This is a genomic window from Luteolibacter arcticus (assembly GCF_025950235.1).
In the GTDB taxonomy this organism is placed as follows: Bacteria; Verrucomicrobiota; Verrucomicrobiia; order Verrucomicrobiales; family Akkermansiaceae; genus Haloferula; species Haloferula arctica.
Genome location: NZ_JAPDDT010000001.1, coordinates 252175 through 275330 on the forward strand (window position 1 = coordinate 252175; position 23156 = coordinate 275330).

Consider the following 23156-nt stretch of genomic DNA (forward strand, 5'->3'; position numbering starts at 1 on the left):
CCGCGGAATTTTTGATGGCGGGACTCATGCAACTGCGGCCGAAGCTCATCGCCCTCGTGGCCTTGATGGCGGTTGCGGTGGGATGTTCGGTCGCGTTTTTCCTGTGGAGTCTGGAGGCCGTCACGCGGGTTCGTTTCGAGAATCCCTGGCTGCTTTGGTTTCTGCCGGTGGCCGGGATGGGGGTGGTGTGGCTTTACCATCGCCACGGTGGAGACTCGGAGGGCGGGAACAACCTCATCCTCGACCGCCTCCACGACCCCGGAGGCGGGGTGCCGCGGCGGATGGCTCCGCTGGTTCTTTTCGGGACTTTGGTGACGCATCTATTCGGCGGCTCGGCGGGTCGGGAGGGGACGGCGGTGCAGATGGGCGGCAGCATCGCCAGCGCGGTGGCGCGGCAATTCCGGCTCGATGCGGCTCAGCTCCCGGCGCTGCTAATGGCAGGGGTGGCGGCAGGATTTGGTGCAGTTTTCGGAACGCCGCTGGCCGGGGCGGTCTTTGCGGTGGAGGTCGTGATGATCGGTAGGCCGAAGCTGCGAGCGCTGCCGGTTTGCCTGCTGGCGTCCTATCTCGGCGATTGGACCTGCCGGGCCTGGGGTGTGGGGCATGCGCATTACCATATCGACGGCGTCGCCGGGCCGCTGGGGGCGGGCTATCTGGATCTCGGGATGGTGGGGAAGGTCGCGCTCGCCGCGGTGGCTTTCGGCTTGGTTGGCTGGCTTTTCGCTGCGGTTTGCCACTGGCTGTCGGCGGGATTGAAGCGCTGGATTCCCAATCCTGTCTGGCGTCCGGCGGTCGGGGGAGTGGGGGTAATCGTGCTGTTTCTGATCGTTGGCCGGGCGGATTACCTGGGGCTGGGCGTGTGGTCGCCGGACCCGGCGGCGGTGACGCTGGCGTCGCTATTTGAGTCGCCGGGGAGCCATCCGTGGGCGTGGTTGTGGAAGCTGGCGTTCACCGCGGTCACCGTGTCGTCGGGCTTCAAGGGCGGGGAGGTGACGCCGCTGTTTTTCATCGGTGCCGCCTTGGGAAGTGCCCTTGCAGGCTTGCTGGGAGCGCCACCCGAGCTATTCGCCGGGCTCGGCATGGTAGCGGTGTTCGCCGGTGCGAGCAATACCCCGGTGGCCTCCACCTTGATGGGAATCGAGCTTTTCGGCCTCGGCTACGCGCTGCCGATCGCCCTTGCCTGCGGGGTGGCATTCCTGTGCAGCGGCCACGCGGGAATCTATCCGTCCCAACGATTCGCGCTCAAAAAGCCGTTTTGGCGGCGTCCGCGCTGACGCGTCTGCCCGGCCGAACGGAAGAAAAGATGGGGATTTCCCCTTGCTACGGGTCCGGGAGGCGGATTAAACCCCTCGCCACCAACACCATGGGCCAGCAAACCAAGACCATCGTCAAACGCCGCCGCCGCAAGCTCTACCTCAAGCGCAAGAATGAGCAGGCGAAGACGGGCGGGATCGTGAAGAAGACCTCCGCCAAGAAGTCCGGCGACGACGACGCCAAGAAGGCCGCCAAGAAGGCGCCAGCCGCCAAGAAGGCCGCTGCCAAGAAGGCTCCGGCGAAGAAGACTGCCAAGAAGGTGGAAGACGAAACCCCGGTCGCTGAAGTCCCGGCTGCTGAAGCTCCGGCCACCGAAGCCCCCGCTGCCGAAACTCCGGCCGCCGAAGCCCCGGAGAGCGCGGAGTAAATCCGCCGGTCATCTGAAAATTTCTGCGAGGGCCGGTTGCGACACGCTTCCGGCCCTCTTTCTTTCGCGGCATGGAGCAACTCCTCGTTGTCGACGGACACAGCGCGATCTTTGGCATGGAGGACCTGCGTGAACTCCATCACGGGCCGAAGCGGCATCTCGCTCGGATCGAGCTGGTCAAGCGACTGCGCGATATCGGCGACCGCGGGGAGTGGAAGGTCGTGGTCGTCTTCGACGGCCGCCAGACCGAGCGCGGCTTCGAGGGCGGAAACGAGGATGGCATCCTGATCATCTACTCGAAGGCCCGCGAAACGGCCGATGCGGTGGTCGAGCGCCTCGCCGCCCGCTTTTCCGAAAAGGGTGACCGCGTCCGCGTGGCCAGCAATGATGGCATGGTCTTGCTCACGGCGACCACCTTCGGGGCGGAGGGCATCCGGATTGAGGAGCTCGAAGACTGGTGGGTGAGGGGAGATTGAAGAGAGGGAAAATCTTCAATCACCAATCTTCCAATCATCAATCAGAATGCCTGAAGAAGCAGGACCGCTGACGCCCAAGGCAGAGCCCCTTGGAAAACTTGCTCAACATCGCTGCAGGCCCGGCATCGTCGCGCCCGCTGAAGCGAGCGCCAATTCCATTCAACCAAACACTTCGATTGATGATTGGAGGATTGGTGATTGATGATTCTCTACCTATTCCCCCCTCGACCAGATCCGCAGCTTCATGTCGGAACAGGTGCCGGCCAAGCGGCCATCCGGCAGGAATGCGATGGTGTGCACGCCAAAGCCGGAGCGCGGGTGAATCCATAGTGCTTCCCCGGTTTCGAGGTCATACTCGCTCACGCAGCAATCCGGGTCACTGCTCGCCACGAAGACCGCCTTCTCGTCGGGAGAAAAGATCGCGCAGTTGGAGGGCTTGGCCGTGCGGGCGATCACCCGTTCGTCGGAGAGCACGCCGTCCTTGAGCGACCACAAGGAGGCCGAGCCGTTGCGGTTGGACGCGAGCAGGAGGCTGCCGTGTTGGTTCAAGCGGAGCGTGTTCGGCCGGTCGGGCACACTGATCTCGCAGGAATTCGCGCCGGTCTCGCGGTTGCGGACGTGGATGAAGTCGGGCTCGCCGCTTTTATCGAGCGAGATGACGAGGTGCTTGCCATCCGGCGAGAAGGCGAAGGCGTGACCGATGTGGGGCAGCTTGAACGTGCCGGGTTGCTCCTTCAGCTCGGGATAGCTCCAGAGCTTCACGCTGAAGTCCAAGCCGCTGGTGAGAATGGTATTGTCCGGCGTGAATGCGATGTGGACCAGGGGTGTGGCAGTATAGGTCTGCACCTCGTGCGTATTGCCCTCCGCGTCCGTCGCCGTCCTGAGCACCATCGTCGCGGTCGTCGCGTCACCTGCCCGCTCGCCGCTGGCGGTATCGTTGAGGATCAGACCTCCGCTGTTGTCGGTGGATGCGAGCAGCTTGCCATCGGGTGATATGGCCAGCGACGTCATCGGGGCGTTGTTGGTCCAGTTGGTGCCGGTGCTTAGCGGATCGCCCAACTCCAGTTTCGGTTCCTGCGTGGCGAGGTCCCATTGCCGGACGAAATCCTGCGAGCGCGTGTAGAGCTTGCCGCCCTTGCCATCCACGACCATCGCGCAAAGCTGGCGATTCGAGCCCGTCGTAGTGTGGCCGGAAAGGGTGGCGTCTTGGATCCAACGTGCCTGAGCGATCACCCCTAACAAGCCTTTCGCCCGCAGCCGGGCTTCGGGCGATGTCGCCGATTCGGACGCCGTCTTGAGGGCGGACAGTGCTTGAGGGATTCGCTTCAGCTTCTCCTCCGCCTCGTCGCGCAGGCGGACTTTCGGCGCGCCGAGTTGTTCGATCAGCGTGGCGATCTCTTTTTCATCCTGACCGCGGGAGAGGTCCGTCGTGAGCAGGAAAGCCAGCGTCGTGACGACGGGGATCATCGAGCGTCGACGGAGTGCCCACTCCAGGCACAGCAGGGCGAGGATCGCGGCCAACAGCGGCCATTTCGGCCAGAGTGGCTTGTTCCATGCGACCGCTGCGTGCTTTTGGCGCTCTGCGGCGACCTCGGCCAACCACGTGGCGGCATCCTGCGGCGTATCGAGCACCCGGCCCGCGCCGGCGTCGGCGAGCTCCTTCATGAAATCGCTGTCGGGCTTGGTCTCGGTGAATTCGAGGTGCGAACGGCGAAGGCCGACCGGTACGGCATCGGTAAAGGCGACACCATTGGCCGTGGCATCGAAGAACACGGTGACCTGCTCGCCCACGGCCCCGGCAGGCACGGGAACCATCCCGACGAACTCGCGGGCATCGCGATCATACTCCAGCCGGACCCGCGGCGTGCCGGGGATATCGAGCCGGGCACCGACGTCGAGAGCGAGCAAATCATCGAGCTTCGTTACGGCCAGCACTTCGGCGGCGACGGGCAGCAGGTCGCCGGGCTTGGCGGCGGCGGCCTTGGCGCGACCGGCGAGCTTGTCGCGGTGCCAGCGGATGCTGTTTTCGCCAAGCCACTTCACGAGGTTCACCCAGTAGTCCCCATACCATGGCGCGGGGTGAGGGGGAGTCGGCTCAGCGGGGATCTTTGCTGCGGCTTCCTTGAAGATGAAATTGCCACCATGACCGAGCTCGGTGTGAGGTCCCTGCGGCGGACCGCCGGGAGGGCCCCAAGTGACGTATTCACGAGCCCAGCCGCCGTTCGGATCGGACAGCCACGCGATCGATCGCCCACGGCCATACGACTGCGCGGCCATGACGGGTTCGTCGCCTTCGGCATCCGCTCTAACAGCGAGGACGATCGCACCCGGCTTGGCGCGCTTCACGCGATTCATCCCGGTGAAAATCGGGTGCGCGGCGAGCGCCTTCTCATTCTCGGCAAGATCGTCTGTAACCTTCCAGAGCGGATGGCTTTTCACCGACTCCGGGATGCGGATCGGGAAGGGCTTCTCCATGAAGCCCGCACCGTAGGCGAGCATGTCCACCGGCGTGATCCGCTCCCACGGCGTCTGGTCGTAGTTGCCCACGTCGAAGCTGGTGTAGCCCCCGCCCATCAGGAAACCGCCGCCGCGTTCGTTCACCCAATCGACCACCCACTGCATCTGCTCGGTGGAGAAATTCCCCACGGGCACGTCGCTGATGAGCATCACATCGTAGCGATAGAGTTCCTCGCGGGTGGCGGGAAAGGACCGTGATGGATCCTGCCGCATCTCGCCGTTCTGGAAGCTCACGCCGACTAGATTCGGCGAGTCGTTGTACTCGCTGATCGGGGTCAGGCAGTCGTATTCGATCTCGCCGGTCGCGTCCCAAGCCCGCGTCATCAGCTCCATGTCATTCCACCAGTGGCCGGTCACGCCGACGGTGCGTTTCACGTGGGTGCCCTCTACGAACAGGACCCGCAGCTTGTTCGACGAGACCTCCACGGTGAAGCCGAAGTGATTGTCGTCCGCCGCCACTTCTTCCATCGCGGGCACCAGCTCCAAGGAGTATTTGGTGGTGCGTAGGCCGATCTCGAAGGTCAGCACGGTTTCCACCGGGCCGCCATCCGTGCGCGGGCGGAAGTCGGTGCGCGCGACTTCCTTGCCTCCATCCTCGCGCAGCACCAGCGCGAGCGGTTCGTCTGGCGGCAGGCCGGAGGACGCGAGATCGACGTGCACGGCGACCTTTGCCTTCGGCCGTACGCTGCGCGGCGCTTGCACGGCGGCGATCCAGGCATTGCGCGGCGGGGTGTCGGTGCCGATGACCTTGGTGGAAATCTTCGCGCCGAGGTCGCGGGCGGTGGCCAGCACTTTCGGCAATTCGCCACGGTCATGGGTGCAGCCATCGGACACCACGAGAATCTGGCGCGGTGCTTCGTCGCCGCGCTCGAACAAGCTGGCCAGCGCTGCGGAGAGGCGCGTCTCATCACCTTGTGGCGTGACCGCATCGAGGTCTGTCACGTTGAGCAGCTCTTGATTGAAGACTGCGAGGGGGGGCACCGGTTGGCCGACGGTCTCGATGGTTTGGCGCGCCTGCGTCGCCCATGCCTTGGCATCGCTCCAGCGCGTGGTCTTCTCGCCGGTCGCCAGCTTCATGCTCGCCGATTTGTCTAACAGAATCATCGAACTGCTCTCCGGAGCCTGCAAGGTGATGCGCTCGACCGGATTCATCAGGATGAAGGCGAGCAGCGCGATCACCATCAGTCGCAGCAGCACGACGGGGCCCTGCACCCAAGCCGGCTGCATCGGCCGGCCGCGGAACGCACGATAGAGCGTGAACACGGCCGCGGTGCCGGCGAGTGCGGCGATCACCGGGATGGGAAAGGCGGGATCGAAATCCGGAAGAGTCATTCAGCGCGGAGGGCGAGCGTGTTTTCGATGCGATTGAGCAGGGTCTTCACCTTGTTGACGCCGTTGCGCAGGGAGGATTCCAGCGAGGCAAGATCGGTCACCTCAGTGCCATTCACGCTCACGATGACCATGCCGGGCTCCAGTCCGGCACGCTTCGCTTCTGTGGAGGTCACTTCGACCACGGCGACCTCGCCGTCGCTGACGCGGAAGGACACGCCCGGCAGTTTGTCCACGCGAGCATCTCCGAGCTTCGCGGCCTTCATCGGCTCGGCGGACGAAACCAGCGTTGCCGTGTGTTCCGCGCCGTCGCGCCAATAGACGAGTTCGATCGAATCGCCGGGCTTCACCAATGACAGTTCGAAGCGAAGGTCGCCGCGCGAGATGACCGGCTTGCCTGCGGCCTTTACGACGATGTCGCCGGCCTTGAGGCCCGCGCTGCCCGCCGGGCTGTCTTCCATGATCGCCTCGACCGCGGCTCCGGCGACCTTCGGCAGCTTGACCTTCCCCGCCTTCTTGTCGTCCACACCGGTGCTGCTGATGCCGAAGAATCCGCGCGTGACCTTGCCCTCCTCGGCGAGCCTGGCGACGATATGCCGGACGAGATTCGAGGGGATGGCGAAGCCGATGCCGACATTACCGCCGATGCCGCCCCAGATCGCGGTATTGATGCCGATCAGCCGGCCGGAGGCATCGATCAAGGCACCGCCGGAGTTGCCCGGGTTGATGGCGGCGTCGGTCTGAATGTAGCTTTCGAAGGCGCTCGATCCGCCGATGCCGAGGTTCGACCGGCGGGTGGCGGAGACCATGCCCATCGTGCAGGTCATGCCGACTTGAAAGGGATTACCCACCGCGAAGACGAGATCGCCGGCCTTCACCTGCTCGCTGTCGGCGAACTTCAGCGGGGAAAGATCCTTGGCATCGATCTTCAGCAGCGCGAGGTCCGTCGCCGGATCCGCGCCGGCGATGGTTGCGTGGAAGCGCCGGTGGTCGTGCAGTTCCACGAAGAACGTATCGGCGATCTTGCCATTCTGCAGGTGGACCACGTGGCTGTTCGTCACGATCCAGCCGTCGCTGGAAAGGATCACGCCGGAGCCCATGCTGGTGATTTTTTCCTGCGGGCCTTCCGACTCGCTGCCGGCTTCACCTTCCTTTCCGAAGAAACGCTCGAGCGGGCCGGCCGCCGTCGGATCGCTCAGGATCATCGCCGGGAAGATCGAGACGACCGAAGGCGTGACCTTCTCTAACAGCGGCGCGAACGATGCTTGCCGCGGTGCCTCGACGGCCGGGGCGGGGGAGGCATCGACTTGGCAAAGCCCGGCCGCTTGATCGGCGGGCAGGCGTGGTGATTCGGCCGCCGTGGCAACAAGAGCAAGGCCTAACAGGATGATGGGTTTCGGGTGGAACACGGTGTTGGGTAAAGAGCGACGAGAGTCCTATCGTCGGAAGGTGGAAGAAATGCGGAGACGCTGGGAGCGCGGAGCCTCCGGCCCGCAGAAGCCAGGGATAGGCGTGGAATATCTGGTCGGTGGCAATGGGCAGTGGTGCGGTGCTTCTTTTCCAGCGGAGCAGCATGAGTTCATTGCGGAGTTGATTGGTGGATCGGGATCTCCCGTTGCTTCTGCGGGCCGGAGGCTCCGCGCTCCCAGCGGGCTTATTGCTTCGTCTCCCACACCTCGCCGCCGAAGTCGTCGGAGAGATCGCGGAAGTAGTCTTCGATTTCGCGGCGGCTTTCCTCGGGCAGCTTGCCGCGGGCCGAGGCGATGCCGGCGTCGGTCGGAATGCGGTCGATGAGTTCCTTCAAGCGCTGGTCGGCAGCATCGACGAGCGGGATGGTGCTGCGGTCGAATGGAGCGGCGCGCAGCGGGAGGACCATGCGGCCCACGCCTTCGTCGCGGAGTCGTTCCAAAGTGTCAGCGAAACGCCCCAGCGACGGACCACCCATGCCGGGTTCTTCTCCGCCGCTGCCGGGCTTGTCACCGGGCTTGTCTCCCGGGCCCTGGCCCTTGCCTTCCTTGGACGCAATCTCGCCTTGGCCCTGTCCCTGACCCTCGCCGGGCTTGTCACCTTTGCCATCTCTGGAAGCCATTTCACCCTGGCCGCCTTGGCCGGGCTTCTCGCCTTCACCTTGACCCTTGCCTTCGCCTTCGCCATTTTCACCCGGCTTCTCACCTTGGCCCTGACGTTTGCCGTCTTTGGAAGCGACCGCACCTTGGCCGCTCTCGCCGGGCTTTTGCCCTTCGCCTTTGCCCTCGCCGGGGTTCTTGCCTTCCCCTTGCTTGGCGAGATCCTTCTTCAACTCGGCTGCCTGCTCGCGGGCCTTGTTGAGTTCGGCCAGCAGGCTGGCGTCGAGGCTTGCTGCGGCGTCGCGGAATTCGCGGGCCATTGCGCCGAGTCGTTCGGCGAGTTCGGCCTGCTGCTCCGCGTTTCCTTGGCCATCCTTCAGCGCTTGCGCGAGTGACTCCAGATCCTTGGCCAGCTTGGCGACATCGGTGCGTTCCTTGACCGCCTCCAGGGCGGACGCGGACGGAGTTTTAGGAGCTTCGGGATCTTCCGCCTGACCGGCATTCGCCTTCTTCGCCAGTTCTTCGAGGATCTTGTGGGTCAAGTCGGTGGCCTGCGCGGCTTCGGCGGCAGCTTCGCCGGGCTTCTGTCCTTCCTGACCCTTGCCTTGGCCTTCGCCTTCCTTCGCGGCGGTCGCTTGTTCGGACGAGTCACCTTGGCCTTCGCCCTCTCCCTGACCTTGTCCCTCGCCTTTTCCTTTTCCCTGGCCCTTGGCTTGTGCCTGGGCAGGGGACTCGCCCGGTGATTCGCCGGGCTTCTCGCCTTCGGCGGGGGCAGGTTGGTCACCCTTCTTCTGTTCCTTCGCGTTCTTCTCCGCGTTGTCCGCCAGCTTGCGCAGCGTGTCGGAAAGCTTCTGCAAGTCCATCGACTCCAGGAAAATCGCGAAGTCTAACAAATCCTGTTCGGCCACCCCGAGTTCCGGCGCGGCATGGGCAGGGCTCTCGGAGCGCAGCGTCTTGTCGGCCTTGGCCACCGCCTTTTCGGCCTCGTCCATCAGGCGCAATGCGCCATCGGTCCGCTCGGGGTGATCGACCAGCTTTGCGAACAGTTCGCCGGAATCCGCCAGCGCGACTTCCTGCTGCCGGCGGGTGGCTTCGATGTTGTTGCCTTCCACGGCTTCCGGCGCGATCTGGCCCGCGACATCCTTTTCCTCGGCGGCGATGCGGCGGGCTTCCTTGGCGAATTCCGTCAATGGCGGTGGCGGCGGGTCCTTGGGCTCCGAGGGCTTCTTGCCCTTGCCGATGATCTTGATCAGCTCTTTGCGCAATTGCAGCAGCGTGGAAAGCGCGCGGTCGGCCGTATCAAATCCCTTCGCCAGATCCGGCATCTCAAGGAATCCGGCCGCTTCTGCCATCTGAATGCCTGCGGTGCCGAGCAAAGCCACGTCATCGGCATCCAATTCGCCGCTCTGCTCCCAGTCCATGGCAGTCCGCTGCGTCTCGCTCGCCAGCTCCTGCTCGCGGGTCGCCTGCTCGACGGTCTTCGTGAGAGCTTCTGGCGTGAGGTTCGAACGGAACGACTCCTTGGTCTGGAAGACGTCGGAGAGGATGCCGCGCTGCGAGCCGATGATCTGGTCGAGCTTCATCAAGGCGTCGCTGACGGCCTCGTCGTCCGGCCCTTCTTCCTCTTCATCGCCACCGTCACCGTCACCGCCGCCCGCGAAGTACCACCGCATCTGGAACTGGCGGATATCCACCGAGCGCAGCGGACTCACTGCCCGAGGGCCACCGCGTGGCTTGTGGTCGAGCGCGTACGCATGGATGCGGACATTGTCGGTGATCTTGAGCGGAATTTGATCCAGCATCATCTGCGCGATCTCGCTGACCTGACGCTGGTTCTTGGCATCGATGACCGTTTCCACGATCCAACGGCGTTCGCCGGCGGCATCGAGAATCAGGCCGATCTCCGCGACGCCGAAGTCATCCTTGGCGCGAATGCGGATCGGCATTTCGGCAGTGGCGATGAGTTCGAGGTCTTTCGTTGGCTCGACGATCTCGACCACCGGCAGCTTGTCCACCACGCCCTCGATCTCGAAGCGCCAGGCATCGAGCCGCTCGCCATCGGCGTGGAAGATTGCAAGTTCACCCTGCGCCTTGCCCGCCACCACTTCGGACGAGATGGAATAGGTCGCGCCATCCTTGGCGGAAAGTTCGACCGGCATCGCCCCGCCGATGCTCCACGTGATACGGTCAGGTCGGGCATTGAAGGTGAAGTCCCACGTAGCGGTGCTGCCTTCCACGGTGCGCACGTCGCCACCAGCCACGGTCTCGGCTTCAAGGCCGGTGTAGTCGGGATAGGCGATGGTCGCCTTCGACTCGACCAGTTTCGGAATCGGGCGGTAGGCGATGGTCTTCTCCTCGACCCTGGCATCGCCGGCCACGACCTTCACCTCGAGGTCGGTGGTCTTGCCGGTGAAAACGACGTCCCAAGTCTGGCCATCCTCGCGGCGCGTCAGCTCGACCGGCTTCCAATCCTTGCCGCCTTGGCGCACCAGCAGCTCCGGTTGCGCGGCGCGGCCGTTCACGGTGAATTCGAGGCGCGGCGGATGGCGTTCGTCGAAGCCCGTCGGCAGCGACTTCCACTCAACCGTCGTGTAAGTCAGGTCGCGGTGCGGCTGCACGATCCGCTTCAGCGCGTGGCGGAAATCGCCCCACAGCAGTGCGACCAGCGCCACCGTGGCACAGGCGGCCAGGGCCATGGCGCGGCGTCTCCAGAGCTGCTTTGCAGGCACCAAGCGCGACCACGGGGCCTGCGTGAGATCCTTGCCGGTCTCCCGCATGAGGCGGTCGGTGAAATAGGCGGCGTCGGGATCGTTCGCCGAGGGCCGGCTGGAAACTTCCAGCGCGGTGCGGAGCTTCTGGCCGATCTCGGGATGCGCCGTCTCGATCACCCGGGCGGCCTCCATGGTGTCGTGGATCTTCGCAAGCCGCAGCCGCTTCGCGAGAAGTACGATGGACACCGTAGCAAGGGCCGCTACCAGTGCCGAGCGGGCCGGTGACTTCCATTCGAGCCACGTATCGAGCGCGGCGACGATGCCGGCCACCGCCACCACGGCAGCGATGATTCCGGCGAAGGCAATGCCGCGCGCATGGCGGCGGCGGGCTTTCGCCAGCGAGGCGAGGGGAGCAAGGACGGGCGACGAAGGATTCATGCGTCCACTGGGGCAGAGGTTTCGAGTCGCGCGGATTTCCGGGTGGCGACCGCGCATTCGAGAGTCAGCAGGGAAAGGAGAATGAGCACCAGCCATGGCCACCATTCACCCGTCTTGGGGCGCTCTTCGCCGTTGCCGACGGCGGAGAGGGTTGCGGGCGGTAGTGGCTCGGTGGCATCGGGCAGGGCGTAGGCCTTGCAGAAAGCAGGGGCGTCGACGGCGATGACAGCCGACTCGGCGGGATCGGCGGCGACCACCTCAGCGGTGCCGTCGGCCGTTTGGTAGTAGCCGATCTCGCGGCTTTCTCGGGTGCCGGGGAAGCGGACATTTGCGCTATGCTGGCGGGCCTCGTAGTGGGTCAGCGTATTGAAAAGGCTTTTGGCGAGCGGCACGAACATCGGCTCGCGCGGCAAGTCACTCCATTCGCGCGTGAGCGGGTGCGCGAGCACCATCACGCGGCCGGCGGTCGGATCGTCTGTGACCTTTTCCAAGAGCAGAGGATGACCGCCATCGAGAGTCGCGAGTGGCTTCCATCCTTCGCTTGGCTGGATCGTGAAGGCATCCCGCCATGTCAGCATGCGCAGGTCGCCGCCGTCCTTGCCATCGAAGCTCGCCAGCGCCGGATGCTTGCGATCCCACCACGCGATGCGCCGCTGCTGCATGCCTCCGCTGAGCTCCACCGACTCCGGGAAAAGCTTCGCGTTCACCAGAGCCGCGGTGGATTCCGGCTTCCAGCGCTCGTCGATGCAGATGAAAAGCCCCGCGCCCTTCGCGACGCGGGCGGCGATGGCTCTGGCCTCGGCCGGGCTAATCGCCGTCGGTCCACAGATCGAGATCGCGGAGAACTTGGCCAAGTCCACGGCACCCGGTTTCAGCGTCTCTTCTTCAGCCGCGCCGGCACCGCTTCCGGTGCCGCTCGCCTTGTTCCCGCCAAAGAGGCTTTTGAAGCCGCTGCCGATTGATTGGACCGGAGCTTCTTCCTGCGTGGCTTCGTCGCGGCCATCGAGCCCATACTTCACCTCGGGCCGGTAGGGCGAGAGACCATGTGCGGCACCCGATGCCGTGAGCGCCTTCTGGAGGAAGTAACCTTGTCCTTCGAAGGGCGTGCTGCCCGGAAAGCCGTCGAGGATCAGCACCGGTTCCGGCTCCGCCCAATGCATCGCAAAGGGCCGGCGGTCATCGGCAGGCCACTCATCCTTTCCTTCCAGGGAAATGAAGCCGCGCACTTCCTCGCGCGGCGGACGGAAGGAAAACAGCACGCGCTCCACGCCCGCCGGGACGGTCTGCTTCACATTCAGACCCTCGGAGGATAGCGCGACTTCTCGTGGCTTGTTAGACGAGGTGACCCGGGCCTCGATCTCCATGTTGTCGGCGGCGAAGGGCGTCAGGAGTTCCACTGCCTTGACCGCTTCGTTGCGCGTGTCCGGCGGCTGGATTGCGATCGCTTCCACTTGCACCCGCGGCGGCCAAACCCGAGGTGGCGCGGATGGCAGCGCGGACGAGGCGAAATGGCCGATGATTACCACGCGGGTATTCTCGGCACCCTCACTGCGCAGGTGATCGAGCGACCAGCCAAGAGCCTTGTTGAAATCTCCCGATGCTCCGGCCACCGGCCGGTAGTCCTCCAGCGAGGACAGCACCTGCACGGCATCGGTAAATTGGGCCACGGTAACCGCACCGTGTTCCTTGATCGCCTTCCTTGCCGCGTCCGTCGCTTTCTCGGCCATCGCCGCGGTCATGCTGCCTGAGGCATCCAGCAGCAGCAGGGTCTTGTCTTGCGTCGCTTCAGTCTTCTCCCTGTCGGAAAGAAAGGGCCGCGCGAACATCAGCGCGAGCAGCGCCACCGCTCCGATTCGCAGCAGCAAAAGGAGCAGCTCTTCGATGCGCAGTCGCCTGTGCCGCTTCTTCTCCGCGATCTGCAGGAAGCGCAGCGTCCCGACATCGAATTCCTTGAACTTCCGCCGCTGGCTCAAGTGAATGATCACCGGAATGGCCGCAGCCGCCAGGGCGAAGAGAAAGGCTGGGTGAAGGAGCGGCATTTTGCGGTTGGTTCAGCTAGCAACTTTGTTTGGCATATGCAAAGGAAGAGTTGCGTCTTCGGACCGGCTTGTTAGCTTCCGCCGCGATGCCCGGAAGCCCTGTCTTCATGTGTCGCCCAAAACGCCGTCGTACGGTGTGCGTGGCGCTACTTTCCTTGGCATTTCTTGCTTCATCGGCACTCGCCGGCCCGAAAATATGGATTTTCGGCGGCGATCCGGGCGATGAGGAGCATCACGAGCTTTATCAGAAAAATCTTACGTCACTGCGAAAGATCTTTAACAAGACTTACGGGATCGCCGCGACGGATCTGAAGGTTTTCTATGGTCCGAAGGAGGCCGGCTACGACGGGGTTTGCAGCAAGGAAGTATTGCTTGCGGAGTTAAAGCAGGCAGTGGCGGCTACCAAGGACAAGATGCCGGTGTGGATCATTCTCCAAGGCCACGCGAATTCGATCCCTGGCGGCGTGCTTTTCAACCTGCCCGGCCCGGATGTCTCGGCGCGCGAGATCGGGGAGGCGCTGGAAGGCTCGGCACCGGAAACGCCGCTCGTCATTTTTGCCACCACGGCGGCGAGCGAGCAGTATTTGCGTCCGCTCGCCGCGCCTGGCCGCATCGTGATCACGGCAAACTCGTCTGGTGATCCGGAGAATCAGACGGACTTCCCCCTCGCTCTCACCGCCGCGCTTGAAGCTAAGGGCACCGACATTGACGGCGATGGCCTCGTCACCGTGACCGAGCTTTTCAAAGCCTGCCACGCGCAGATCGAGGCGATGGCATCCAAGGACGGCCATATGATCCGCGAGCATTCGCAGATGGATGGCAATGGCGATGGTCGCGCCACCCGCCGCCCCGCGATCATCGATGCGGAACCGGCTTCCAAGACCGGCCTGCGGATCGGCGGCGAGAAGACCGATGGAGCGGTCCCCGGCTTCGACTGAATTTCCATTTTCAACCCAAGTCATGTCCACCAATCCCGCCCAAGCCTTGTCCGCGGCACGCGAAGCGCTGCGCGCCGAATTTTCGAAATGCATCATTGGTCAGGAGGAAACGGCGGAGATGCTCTTCCTCACGTTGCTTTGCGGTGGTCACGCGCTGCTGCTCGGCGTGCCCGGCGTGGGCAAGACGCTGATGAGCGCCACGCTGGCCCGTGCGCTTCACCTGGAGTTCCATCGCGTGCAATTCACGCCCGATCTGATGCCGGCGGACATCACCGGCAGCGAGGTCTTGGAAGAGGATCCGGCGACGGGTCGCTACCGCCGGGTGGTGATGCATGGTCCGATCTTCGCGAACGTGCTGCTCGCCGACGAAATCAACCGCACGCCGCCGAAGACGCAGGCCGCGCTGCTCCAGGCGATGCAGGAAGGAGAGGTGACCATCGGTCGCGAGACCCACAAGCTGAAGCCGCCGTTCCTGGTGCTGGCCACGCAGAACCCGATCGAAATGGAGGGCACCTATCCGCTGCCGGAAGCCCAGCTCGACCGCTTCCTCTGCTGCATCAAGGTGGGCTACCCGACGGTCGATGAGGAAGTCGCCATCGCGACCACGGGTCCCGCCGGCGCGCTTTCGGAAGTGAAGCCGGTGCTTGGTCCGGACGAACTGCTTTCCTTCCAGCGCGCGGTGCGTAGCGTGCCGGTCGCCAAGGACGTCGCCCGCTATGCCGTGAAGCTTGTCGTTTCCACCCGCACCGGCCAAGCGCCGGAGGGCATCGGCGAGTTCATCGAGTGCGGTGCCAGCCCGCGCGCGTCGCAATCGCTGGTGCTGGCGGGCCAAGCCCGCGCCTTGCTGCACGGTCGGGTGCACGTCGATTTCGCCGACATCCGCGCGCTCGCTCCATCGATCCTGCGCCACCGGCTGGTGCTGAATTTCCGCGCCCGCGCCGAGCGGGTCGATGCCGACCAGATCGTTTCCCGCCTGCTAGAGAAGGTGAAACCCGACTGAACTGACCCATGGCTGCCACGTCCGTCATGGATCCCGACGTCTTCCTCGCGGTGGACGATCTCGAACTCGTTGGCCGCGGGCTGGCCGAGTCCGTTTGGCATGGCCGCCACGGTGCCGTGCGCAGCGGCTCCGGCACCGAGTTCCACCGGCACCGCGGTTACTTGGCTGGTGATGATTTGCGGCGGGTGAATTGGGCGCTCTACGCGCGCCACAAGAAGCTCTATACGAAGGAGAGTCGGCTGGAGGCGCGGCGTCCGCTGCATCTCCTGGTCGATGTCACCGGCTCGATGGCCACCGCGCATGGGCCGTGGACCAAGTTCCACTACGCGGCGCGCGTTGCCGCAGGGCTATCGTGGCTTGCGGAAAGCCAGGGTGATCCGACTGCGCTGGCCTTGCTGAGCAAGGGCTTGGAAGGCGTAGTCGAACGCGGCACCGGCCAGCGCCACTTTGCCGGCATTTGCGCCACGCTGGCCTCCGCCACGCCCGGCGGGGAAGGGGACTTCGTAAGAGTCTCGGACGAGATCCCGATGTTCTGCAAGCAGCCCGGTTTCGTGGTGCTGGTGTCCGATTTCTTCGATCGCGAAAACGAGCTGTTAGGCGATCTCGCCGGCCTGAAGGCCCGCGGCCATGACGTGATGGCGCTTCAGCTGTTAGACCCGGCGGAAGCCGAGCTGCCGGAGAAGGGCGACTACGAATTCGTGGACTTGGAATCCGGCTCGCGGCTGAAGACCAGCGTCGAATCACTGCGCGCCGAGCACAAGGTCGCGGTGGCCACTTGGCGTGCTGGCTTGAAAACGAAAGCCCACGCGAACGGCATCCGCTGGGCGAGTGCGACGACCGCTGAACCAATCGTGCCGCTGATGCGCACATGGCTGGAAGGCCGGGGCTTGTAGCGGAGTGCTTCATCGAATCTAGCGGCGCGTCGATGACCGTCGCACTTTGGCGGCACGGGCCGCATCCCTGTGGATACGAATCGGGAGTCTTACGATGCGGCTTGTTGCCGCCAGTTTCCGACGGTCGCAGACCGACGCTACATTGCGAAGATGAACTTTTCAGAAATTCGGAATTGACCGATTCGCGTCGACTCCATATCTACGCGCAACTTCACTCCACTCCGATGCGTCTCCACCGATCCAAACCCGAAAGCCGCGAGGTCCTCGTTACCGAGGTCTCCTCCGCTTGGTGCCGGGTCATCGGTTCCGCGATTACGGGTCTAGCGAGCCTGTCGTATCAAGGAATGACCTTTGCCGATAATCCGGCACCACGACGAAGCAGGAACAGGCCGCTGACGGCCTGATAAGCCGCCTAAATCCTAGGATTTTCCGCCGCCCTGCTTCCACTGGAAGCGGGGCTTTTTGTTTCCCGACATTTCGTTCCCGATTTCAACCCCAACCCCTTTCCCGAATTGATCACTCTGACGTTCTGTCCCGACTAGCACGGTTCCCTTGAACCTTTCCGTCCCGCCCGACGGACCACAATTTTCCGATCCGGAAGCCGAGTTTGATTCCCGCGAGTTTGCGGTGGGTTAAATGGCATATCTGTGATCGCGGGAGAACTGTTGTCATTTTCCGGCGATCCAGACGGTGGCCTGGTGAAGATTCAGGATCCCTTTTCCTCCTTTCCCACACGACCCATGACCTTCCCTGTCCTCCATCGCACGATCGTCCTGGTGCTAAACCGGCACTGGCTCGCCATCGACTCCATCACGCCTTTCGAAGCCTTCGGCCATCTGGCCTCGGGCACCGGCCGGGCGCTGCGGATCGAGGGTGACTCGATGCAGGCCTTCGACTGGGTGGACTGGCGCGAACTGCCCGCCGGTGACGGTGACCCGGTCATCGGCACGCCCCGCGGACCGGTGCGGATTCCCACGGTGATCGTGTTGACCCGCTTCGATCGCGTGCCGCTGCACCGTCCGAAGTTCGGCTTCAGGGCGTTGTGGGAACGGGACGGCGGGCGCTGCCAGTACACCGGCCGCAAGCTGACTCCCGGCGAAGCAAACATCGACCACATCGTGCCCCGCTCGCGAGGCGGACGTGACGACTGGGGAAACTGCGTGCTCTCCGACAAAGCCATCAACAGCCGGAAAGGCGCGCGAACCCCCGCCGAAGCGGGGCTGCGTTTGCTTTCCCAGCCCCGGATTCCCCGCGCCATGCCCGTCACGCTGCGGATCCGCAACCTCTGGAACATCCCTGACTGGGATCACTTCCTCCATCATCACTGAACCCCGGGGTGAGGGGACAAGGCGTTCCCTCACCCCATCTTACCTGACACGACCATGGACGTCGCCACCCTCATCCTCGCCCTCCTGGCGCTCGCCTTCGCGGCGCGGTTCGCCTGGTTCGAATTGCGCGGAAACTGAAGCCGCGCGCCTCACCCATCCCATCCCTTTCTTTCCTATGAAGACCATCGTTTGCCCCGTTCTCGAAACCGAACGGCTCACGCTCCGCGCCCCGAACCGCGGGGACATCGGAGCCATCGTCCGCCATGCCGGCGACCCGCGCGTCGCCTTCAAGACCTCCGCCATGCCGCATCCGTATCGCCTCAACGATGCGACCGGCTGGCTCGACCAGATCGAGCAAGAAGGCGAGGAGACTTTCGCCATCGAGCTGAAGTCGCAGCCCGGCTTGATCGGAGTGATCTCGCTGGTGCCGCGCGAAGGCCGGGTCAGTGCCGAGATCGGCTACTGGCTTGGCGTGAAATATTGGCGGCGCGGCTACATGACGGAGGCATTGCGCGAAGTGCTGCGCTACGGTTTCGAAGACCGCGGCCTGCTCTACCTCACCGCCTGCTACATGGCCGGCAACCCGGCCTCGGGGCGGGTGATGCAGAAGACCGGCATGAAATTCGAAAGCATCGTTGCCGGTGGCCTCCGTCGCGACGGCGTGCCTCACGACAAGGTAAACTACGGGCTGTTTGCCGATGAGTGGAAAGCCCTCCACTGTTGAAGAACCTCATTTCATTGTGAAACTGGAGACCGAGAGATTGATCCTCAAGCCACCGGTGGCCGAGGATATGGATGCCATCGTGGCGGTCGCGAATGACCCGTGGATCGCCGAGATGACGCTGGTGCCTCATCCCTACCTGCAACGCGATGCGCTCGCGTGGATCGCAAGGGCGAAGGAGGACTGGGAGAAGCAAAACCATGGTGGCCTGGCCGTTTTCACGCGGACGGGCATGGCCTTCGTCGGTGCCGTGGGGCTGCGTGCTACCGAGGACCCGGGAGTGGCGAGCGCGGGCTATTGGTTCAGTCCGGCGGTATGGGGACGGGGCTTTGCCACGGAAGCACTCCGGGAGATCCTGCGCTTCGGATTCGAGGTTGTGGGGTTCAATCGGATCGAAGCAAGGCACGTGATGGAAAACCCGGCATCGGGCCGGGTGATGGAGAAGGCGGGCCTGCGCCACGCCACTCCCCAGGATCTCCCGGCTCGCGACGGTGACGGCATGGTGCCGGGCATCGTCCGCCATCTGACCGCCAGCGAATGGCGGGAACTCCAATTCTCTCCCGCATGAAGTTGATCTATCTCAAGACGAACCGCCTCGTTCTCCGGCCTCCCGTGCCGGAGGACGCTTCGGCGATCCAGCGCTACGTCGGCGACCGACGCATCGCGGAAACGACGGCGCTCATTCCTCATCCCTATCCCGCGGGCGGCGCGATCGAGTGGATCCGCCACTCGGACGAGACGCTGCGTGAGGGCGGGGGTGTGAACTTCTCCATCCTGCTCCGCGAGAGTGGTGAACTGGTCGGCGTCGTCGGATTGATCGACCGCGACGAGGATTCGTCGCTCGGCTATTGGATTGGCGTTCCTCATTGGGGAAAGGGCTATGCGACAGAGGCGGTGCACCGTGTGATCCGCCATGCTTTCAATGCCCGGCGGTTGCCGTCGGTGCATGCCTACCATTTCGTCCACAACCCGGCGTCCGGCCGCGTGATGCAGAAGGCCGGGCTGCTTTACGAAGGCGTGCAGCCGCTCGGCGCCTCTCGCCTCGGGGAGCGCTACGACCGTGTCTGCTATGGCGTCACCGCGGAGCAATGGCGCGCCAATCTCCGAACCTTTTCCCTTGTATGAATCTCCTCTCCTCCCAGGACCTGATCGATGCCGGCTATGAACCGGGGCTCGCCATGAAAGCGCTGCTTGCCAAGGTAGCGGAATACGAAGCCCGCGGCATTGCCGACCCGAAGTATGCGCTCAAATTGCTGAAGCGCGATGTTTCACCGCCGCCGCCGAAAGGCGTGATGCGGGAGAATCCCGCGCCGCTGGCTCAGGCGATCGTGCCGGAGACGAAGGAGGAGAAGGTGAATGTCGAGGCCGTGAAGCGGCGGATGCACCAGCTTCTCAAGGCTCCGGTGATCTCCCGCGGGGTAATCCTGCCGGATGCCTGTCCCTCGGGGCTGGCGCCGGCGGTCATTCCGGTCGGCGGGGCCATCGCCGTGGAAAATGCGATCATCCCGTCCGCTCACTCGGCGGACATCTGCTGCTCGATGTTCGCCACCTTCTACGATGAACGTAGTAGCGTGGGAAAGGAACTCGATGCGCTGATGACAGCGACGCGTTTTGGACCCGAGCACCGGCACCTCGATGACCTGGTCCACGACCCGGTCAACGACGAGAACGTCTGGCAGAATCGATTCCTCAGCGGTCTGCGCGATCGCGCCCGCACCCAGATCGCCGACCAGGGGGACGGCAACCATTTCGCTTACCTCGGCGAGGTGGATGTCGATGATGCCTTCCTGGCGATGCTGCGGTTGACGGGCCATGGCGAACTCGCGGACCGCTTCGTGCCCCGCCGCTACCGCGTGCTGGTGACCCACCACGGGTCGCGCAGCCTCGGAGCCCACGTTTACAAGCGCGGCCAGATTGCCGCGGAAAAGCATGTCGCGCGCACCGCCCAGCACATCCCGCCGGCGGCAGCGTGGCTCGATGCGAATACGGACACCGGCCGGGATTACTGGCATGCGCTGCAATACGTCGCGCGATGGACCAAGGCGAATCACCGGGCGATCCACCGGCGCTTCCTGGAACGCATCGGCGGAGCGGCCGTGGCCGAGGTCGGCAACGAGCACAACTTCGTCTGGCAGCGTGGCGACACGTTTCTCCACGGCAAGGGCGCGACGCCCGCGTGGAAGGATGAGCAAGGGCGGCCTCAGCTCGGCCTGATCCCGCTCAACATGGCGGAGCCGATCTTGCTCGTGCTCGGCGGCGACCGGGATGAGTTCCTTTCGTTCGCCCCGCACGGTGCCGGGCGGAATCTTTCGCGCACGGCAATGCGGCGGAAGTTTCCGGATGAAGCCTCGCGGCGGAACGCGATCGAGCGCAGCACCGAGGGCATCGATGTCCGCTGGTTCTGCGGCCAGCCCGACCTCAGCGAGACCCCGCTGGCCTACAAGAATGCCGCGCAGGTGAAGGCGCAGATCGGCGAATTCGGCTTGGCAGAGATCGTCGCGGAGATCCGTCCGCTCGGCTGCATCATGGCTGGGAATTCCGGGCGTTCGTGGCGTGACCGGGAAGAAGAGCTAACGCCGAAGCAGAAGCGGCAGATCGAGCACCGCGCCGAACGACGACGGGTGAGGCAGGATTTGCAGGATGAGTTTTGATCGGGAGGGGGAGCGATCTTGCCCGGCTTGGGAATAGGGAACAACGAAACGAGCGAAACGAGCGAAATTTGAAGCAGTGGGATCAGGCCGCCCACGCGGTCTCAACATTTTAAAACGGAGCGCCCCACGAGTTCATGAGCCACGCCCGGAAGCCCCTAACAGCTTCGCGACATGCTTGGCGAGCAAGTCGGCTTCGAGGTTTACTCGCGATCCGGCTTTCAGGCCGGGCAGGTGAGTGACGGTGAAGGTGTGCGGGGTGATCCAGAAGCGGGCGCGATCCTCTGTGAGTTCCGCGATGGTCAGGGAAATTCCATCCACGCATAGCGAGCCCTTGTCGATGCACAGCCGCGCGATTTCCGGCGGCAGGGAGACATCGAAGATGTGATCCTGGCCGCGCTGTTCAAGAGCCAGCACGGTGCCGGTGGCATCGACGTGCCCTTGGACGAAATGGCCGCCGAAGCGGTCACCGGCGCGCAGGGCGCGCTCCAGGTTCACGATCGAGTCGTCTGTTAGATCGCCAAGCGAGGTGACAGCCAGTGTTTGGCCGAGCAGGTCGAAGCTCGCGCCCGCGGCATCGATGTCGGCTACGGTGAGGCAGCAGCCGTTGACGGCGACGGATTCGCCCATCTCGAGTTCCGCGGCGAAGGGGATCTCCAGCGAAAGGCGGGCTTGCTCGCCGCGGCGCTCCAGCGAGCGAACGCGACCGATGGCTTCAACGAGTCCTGTAAACATGAGATGGATCGATCAGGGGGCAGGGGTTTCGACAGCGACTTCCTTTGTCGGGGGCTCGGCGAACATTTCGTCAATGCCGCGGTCCGGGAAGAACATCATGCAGGCGGCGACAATGGCGGTGGGGATCAGGGCACCGGCAGCGAGCTTCATGGGGGAAACACCGTCGCCGAAGAAGCGTCCGAGCAGTGCCTGACCGGCGGGATTGGGGGCATTGGCGATGACGGTCAGTCCGCCGCCGGTCACGGCTCCGGCGAGCACGGCGTATTTCAACTGCGGACCGAGTCCCTCCACCTGGCTGGCGAGGAAGGTGATCGCCGCGTTGTCATTGAAGGACGTGAGGATCGTGGCGCCGAGGAACAACGGCCATTCGGTGAGGCTGGTGATGATCGGCCCAAGCCACCACCCTTGAAGTCCACCGTGCACGACCAGTCCGCCGAGGAAGAAGCCGACCAGGATGGGTCCCCTCAGATTGATGGACGTCTGGTGGTGGGCGGTGCCTTGCGAGAACGCGAGGAAGAATAGGAAGCCCCCGATGAACAGCGGCGGATAGTGCGCGAAGGCCACCGTCCACGCCATGAAGGCGAGGTGCGTGAGGGTCACAAAAATAGGGATGGGCCGGTCTTTCTCGACGAGGTCGCCCTTGCCATCGCCATCGTGGTCGCCGGCACGCACGGCCATTTCAGCCAGTTCCTTGCGGAAGATCGCGAAGTAGAGGGCGGACGCGAGCATGATCGAGACGATCGCCTTGTCTCCGTAGTGAAGAAACATCTCGGGCGTGGTGAGACCCCATTTCGCGGCGACCATCAGCACCGGCGGCGCCGCGAAATTCGTCAGCACGCCGCCGACCGAGACATTGACGAAGAGCAGGCCGAGGGTGGCGTAGGCAAAGCGCAGCGAGGGTTTCAGCTTGTAGAACTTCTTCGCCAGCAACATCGCGGCGATGGTCATCGCGCCTGGCTCGGTGATGAACGAGCCGAGGATCGGCCCGATGATCATGATGGAAAGCCACCATGCCGCAGGGCTTTCCTTTCCGAAGCGGGCGAAAAAGCGCAGGCAGGTTTCGGCGAAGCGCAGCACCGGTCGCGTCGAGGCCAGCGCCATGATAATCACCACGAACAGCGGCTCGGTGAAATTCACCCCGCTCAGGTAGCCGGTCACCGTGTCGAGGTCATAGAACCACAGCATCGCGCCTAACAGCACGACCACCCAGATGCCGAAGATCGCCTCCACCTCGCCCAGGAAGTGGAGCATGGTCGCCTTGAAACTCACCCTCTCGTCGGCACGGATTTGTCCATGCAACTGGCGGATCCGCTCGTCGTGCTCGTGCTGGACCTTGTGGGACAGCTTGGTGATCGGCACGGCCGCGAAGGTGTGGACGATGGCGAGCACGAAGATGATCGTGGCGACCAGCAGAAAGGGCTGCTCCTTCGCCCGGAAGGCAAGCTTTGCCCCGATGCCATCGACTCCCGCCGCGGTTTCCTGCTGCGGAAACGCGTCCATGCGGGTGACGAATTCCGGAGTCTTGACCTCGTGTGGGGCCGCCGCATGCGCCGCTTCCGGCAGCAGCAGGGTGAAAAGTACGGCGAGCAGGGGGACAAAGGCTTTCATGGGAGATGCGTGGCGCAGGAGTTTCTAC

The 23156-nt window shown here is 64.1% G+C and carries 17 protein-coding genes; 11 read left to right on the top strand and 6 right to left on the bottom strand.

The window, feature by feature from the left end; genetic code table 11:
* Window positions 1-26: 26 nt before the first annotated feature.
* From OKA05_RS01015 to OKA05_RS01025, 3 genes are all read left to right on the top strand, one after another.
* On the top strand, window positions 27-1274 hold the full coding sequence (locus OKA05_RS01015; protein WP_264485221.1) for a voltage-gated chloride channel family protein: 1248 nt from the start codon (window positions 27-29) through the stop codon (window positions 1272-1274).
* A gap of 89 nt (window positions 1275-1363) precedes the next feature.
* Window positions 1364-1681, top strand: coding sequence for a hypothetical protein (locus tag OKA05_RS01020; RefSeq protein ID WP_264485222.1), 318 nt, complete (start codon window positions 1364-1366; stop codon window positions 1679-1681).
* Window positions 1682-1752: 71 nt separating this feature from the next.
* Window positions 1753-2157: an NYN domain-containing protein gene (locus OKA05_RS01025; RefSeq protein ID WP_264485223.1), complete on the top strand. Its 405-nt coding sequence runs from the start codon at window positions 1753-1755 to the stop codon at window positions 2155-2157.
* A gap of 213 nt (window positions 2158-2370) precedes the next feature.
* On the opposite strand, the gene OKA05_RS01030 is transcribed toward OKA05_RS01025, so the two are convergent.
* The 4 genes from OKA05_RS01030 to OKA05_RS01045 all read right to left on the bottom strand — a co-directional run bounded on the left by OKA05_RS01030 (window position 2371) and on the right by OKA05_RS01045 (window position 13257).
* A complete protein-coding gene (locus tag OKA05_RS01030) occupies window positions 2371-6006 on the bottom strand; it encodes a glutamine amidotransferase (protein ID WP_264485224.1) in 3636 nt (1211 codons plus the stop codon).
* Window positions 6003-7412 (bottom strand): trypsin-like peptidase domain-containing protein, encoded by a 1410-nt coding sequence (locus OKA05_RS01035; protein WP_264485225.1) that lies wholly within the window; start codon window positions 7410-7412, stop codon window positions 6003-6005. Before OKA05_RS01035 ends, OKA05_RS01030 begins: the two co-directional genes overlap by 4 nt.
* A gap of 245 nt (window positions 7413-7657) precedes the next feature.
* The gene (locus tag OKA05_RS01040) at window positions 7658-11218 is read right to left on the bottom strand and encodes a hypothetical protein (protein WP_264485226.1); all 3561 of its coding nucleotides are present in this window, start codon (window positions 11216-11218) and stop codon (window positions 7658-7660) included.
* Complete coding sequence (locus OKA05_RS01045; RefSeq protein ID WP_264485227.1) at window positions 11215-13257, bottom strand: BatA domain-containing protein; 2043 nt, start codon at window positions 13255-13257, stop codon at window positions 11215-11217. Before OKA05_RS01045 ends, OKA05_RS01040 begins: the two co-directional genes overlap by 4 nt.
* Window positions 13258-13364: 107 nt before the next feature.
* On the opposite strand from OKA05_RS01045, the gene OKA05_RS01050 reads away from it, so the two are divergent.
* The 8 genes from OKA05_RS01050 to OKA05_RS01085 all read left to right on the top strand — a co-directional run bounded on the left by OKA05_RS01050 (window position 13365) and on the right by OKA05_RS01085 (window position 20788).
* Window positions 13365-14195, top strand: a complete 831-nt coding sequence (locus OKA05_RS01050) for an EF-hand domain-containing protein (protein ID WP_264485228.1) — start codon at window positions 13365-13367, stop codon at window positions 14193-14195.
* Between the two features lie 22 nt (window positions 14196-14217).
* Window positions 14218-15195: an AAA family ATPase gene (locus OKA05_RS01055; RefSeq protein WP_264485229.1), complete on the top strand. Its 978-nt coding sequence runs from the start codon at window positions 14218-14220 to the stop codon at window positions 15193-15195.
* Window positions 15196-15203: 8 nt separating this feature from the next.
* Window positions 15204-16088, top strand: coding sequence for a DUF58 domain-containing protein (locus OKA05_RS01060; protein WP_264485230.1), 885 nt, complete (start codon window positions 15204-15206; stop codon window positions 16086-16088).
* 740 nt (window positions 16089-16828) lie between these two features.
* The gene (locus tag OKA05_RS01065) at window positions 16829-17416 is read left to right on the top strand and encodes an HNH endonuclease (protein ID WP_264485231.1); all 588 of its coding nucleotides are present in this window, start codon (window positions 16829-16831) and stop codon (window positions 17414-17416) included.
* Between the two features lie 175 nt (window positions 17417-17591).
* On the top strand, window positions 17592-18140 hold the full coding sequence (locus OKA05_RS01070) for a GNAT family N-acetyltransferase (protein WP_264485232.1): 549 nt from the start codon (window positions 17592-17594) through the stop codon (window positions 18138-18140).
* 16 nt (window positions 18141-18156) lie between these two features.
* The gene (locus OKA05_RS01075) at window positions 18157-18705 is read left to right on the top strand and encodes a GNAT family N-acetyltransferase (protein ID WP_264485233.1); all 549 of its coding nucleotides are present in this window, start codon (window positions 18157-18159) and stop codon (window positions 18703-18705) included.
* Entirely contained in the window at window positions 18702-19262 is a 561-nt protein-coding gene (locus tag OKA05_RS01080; protein ID WP_264485234.1) for a GNAT family N-acetyltransferase, read from the top strand. Before OKA05_RS01075 ends, OKA05_RS01080 begins: the two co-directional genes overlap by 4 nt.
* Window positions 19259-20788, top strand: a complete 1530-nt coding sequence (locus tag OKA05_RS01085; protein ID WP_264485235.1) for an RtcB family protein — start codon at window positions 19259-19261, stop codon at window positions 20786-20788. The genes OKA05_RS01080 and OKA05_RS01085 overlap by 4 nt, the downstream gene beginning before the upstream one ends.
* Window positions 20789-20920: 132 nt before the next feature.
* Here the strand turns inward: OKA05_RS01085 and OKA05_RS01090 are convergent, their stop codons facing one another.
* A complete protein-coding gene (locus OKA05_RS01090; protein WP_264485236.1) occupies window positions 20921-21520 on the bottom strand; it encodes a riboflavin synthase in 600 nt (199 codons plus the stop codon).
* 12 nt (window positions 21521-21532) lie between these two features.
* Window positions 21533-23128: a putative Na+/H+ antiporter gene (locus OKA05_RS01095; RefSeq protein WP_264485237.1), complete on the bottom strand. Its 1596-nt coding sequence runs from the start codon at window positions 23126-23128 to the stop codon at window positions 21533-21535.
* Window positions 23129-23156 lie beyond the last annotated feature (28 nt).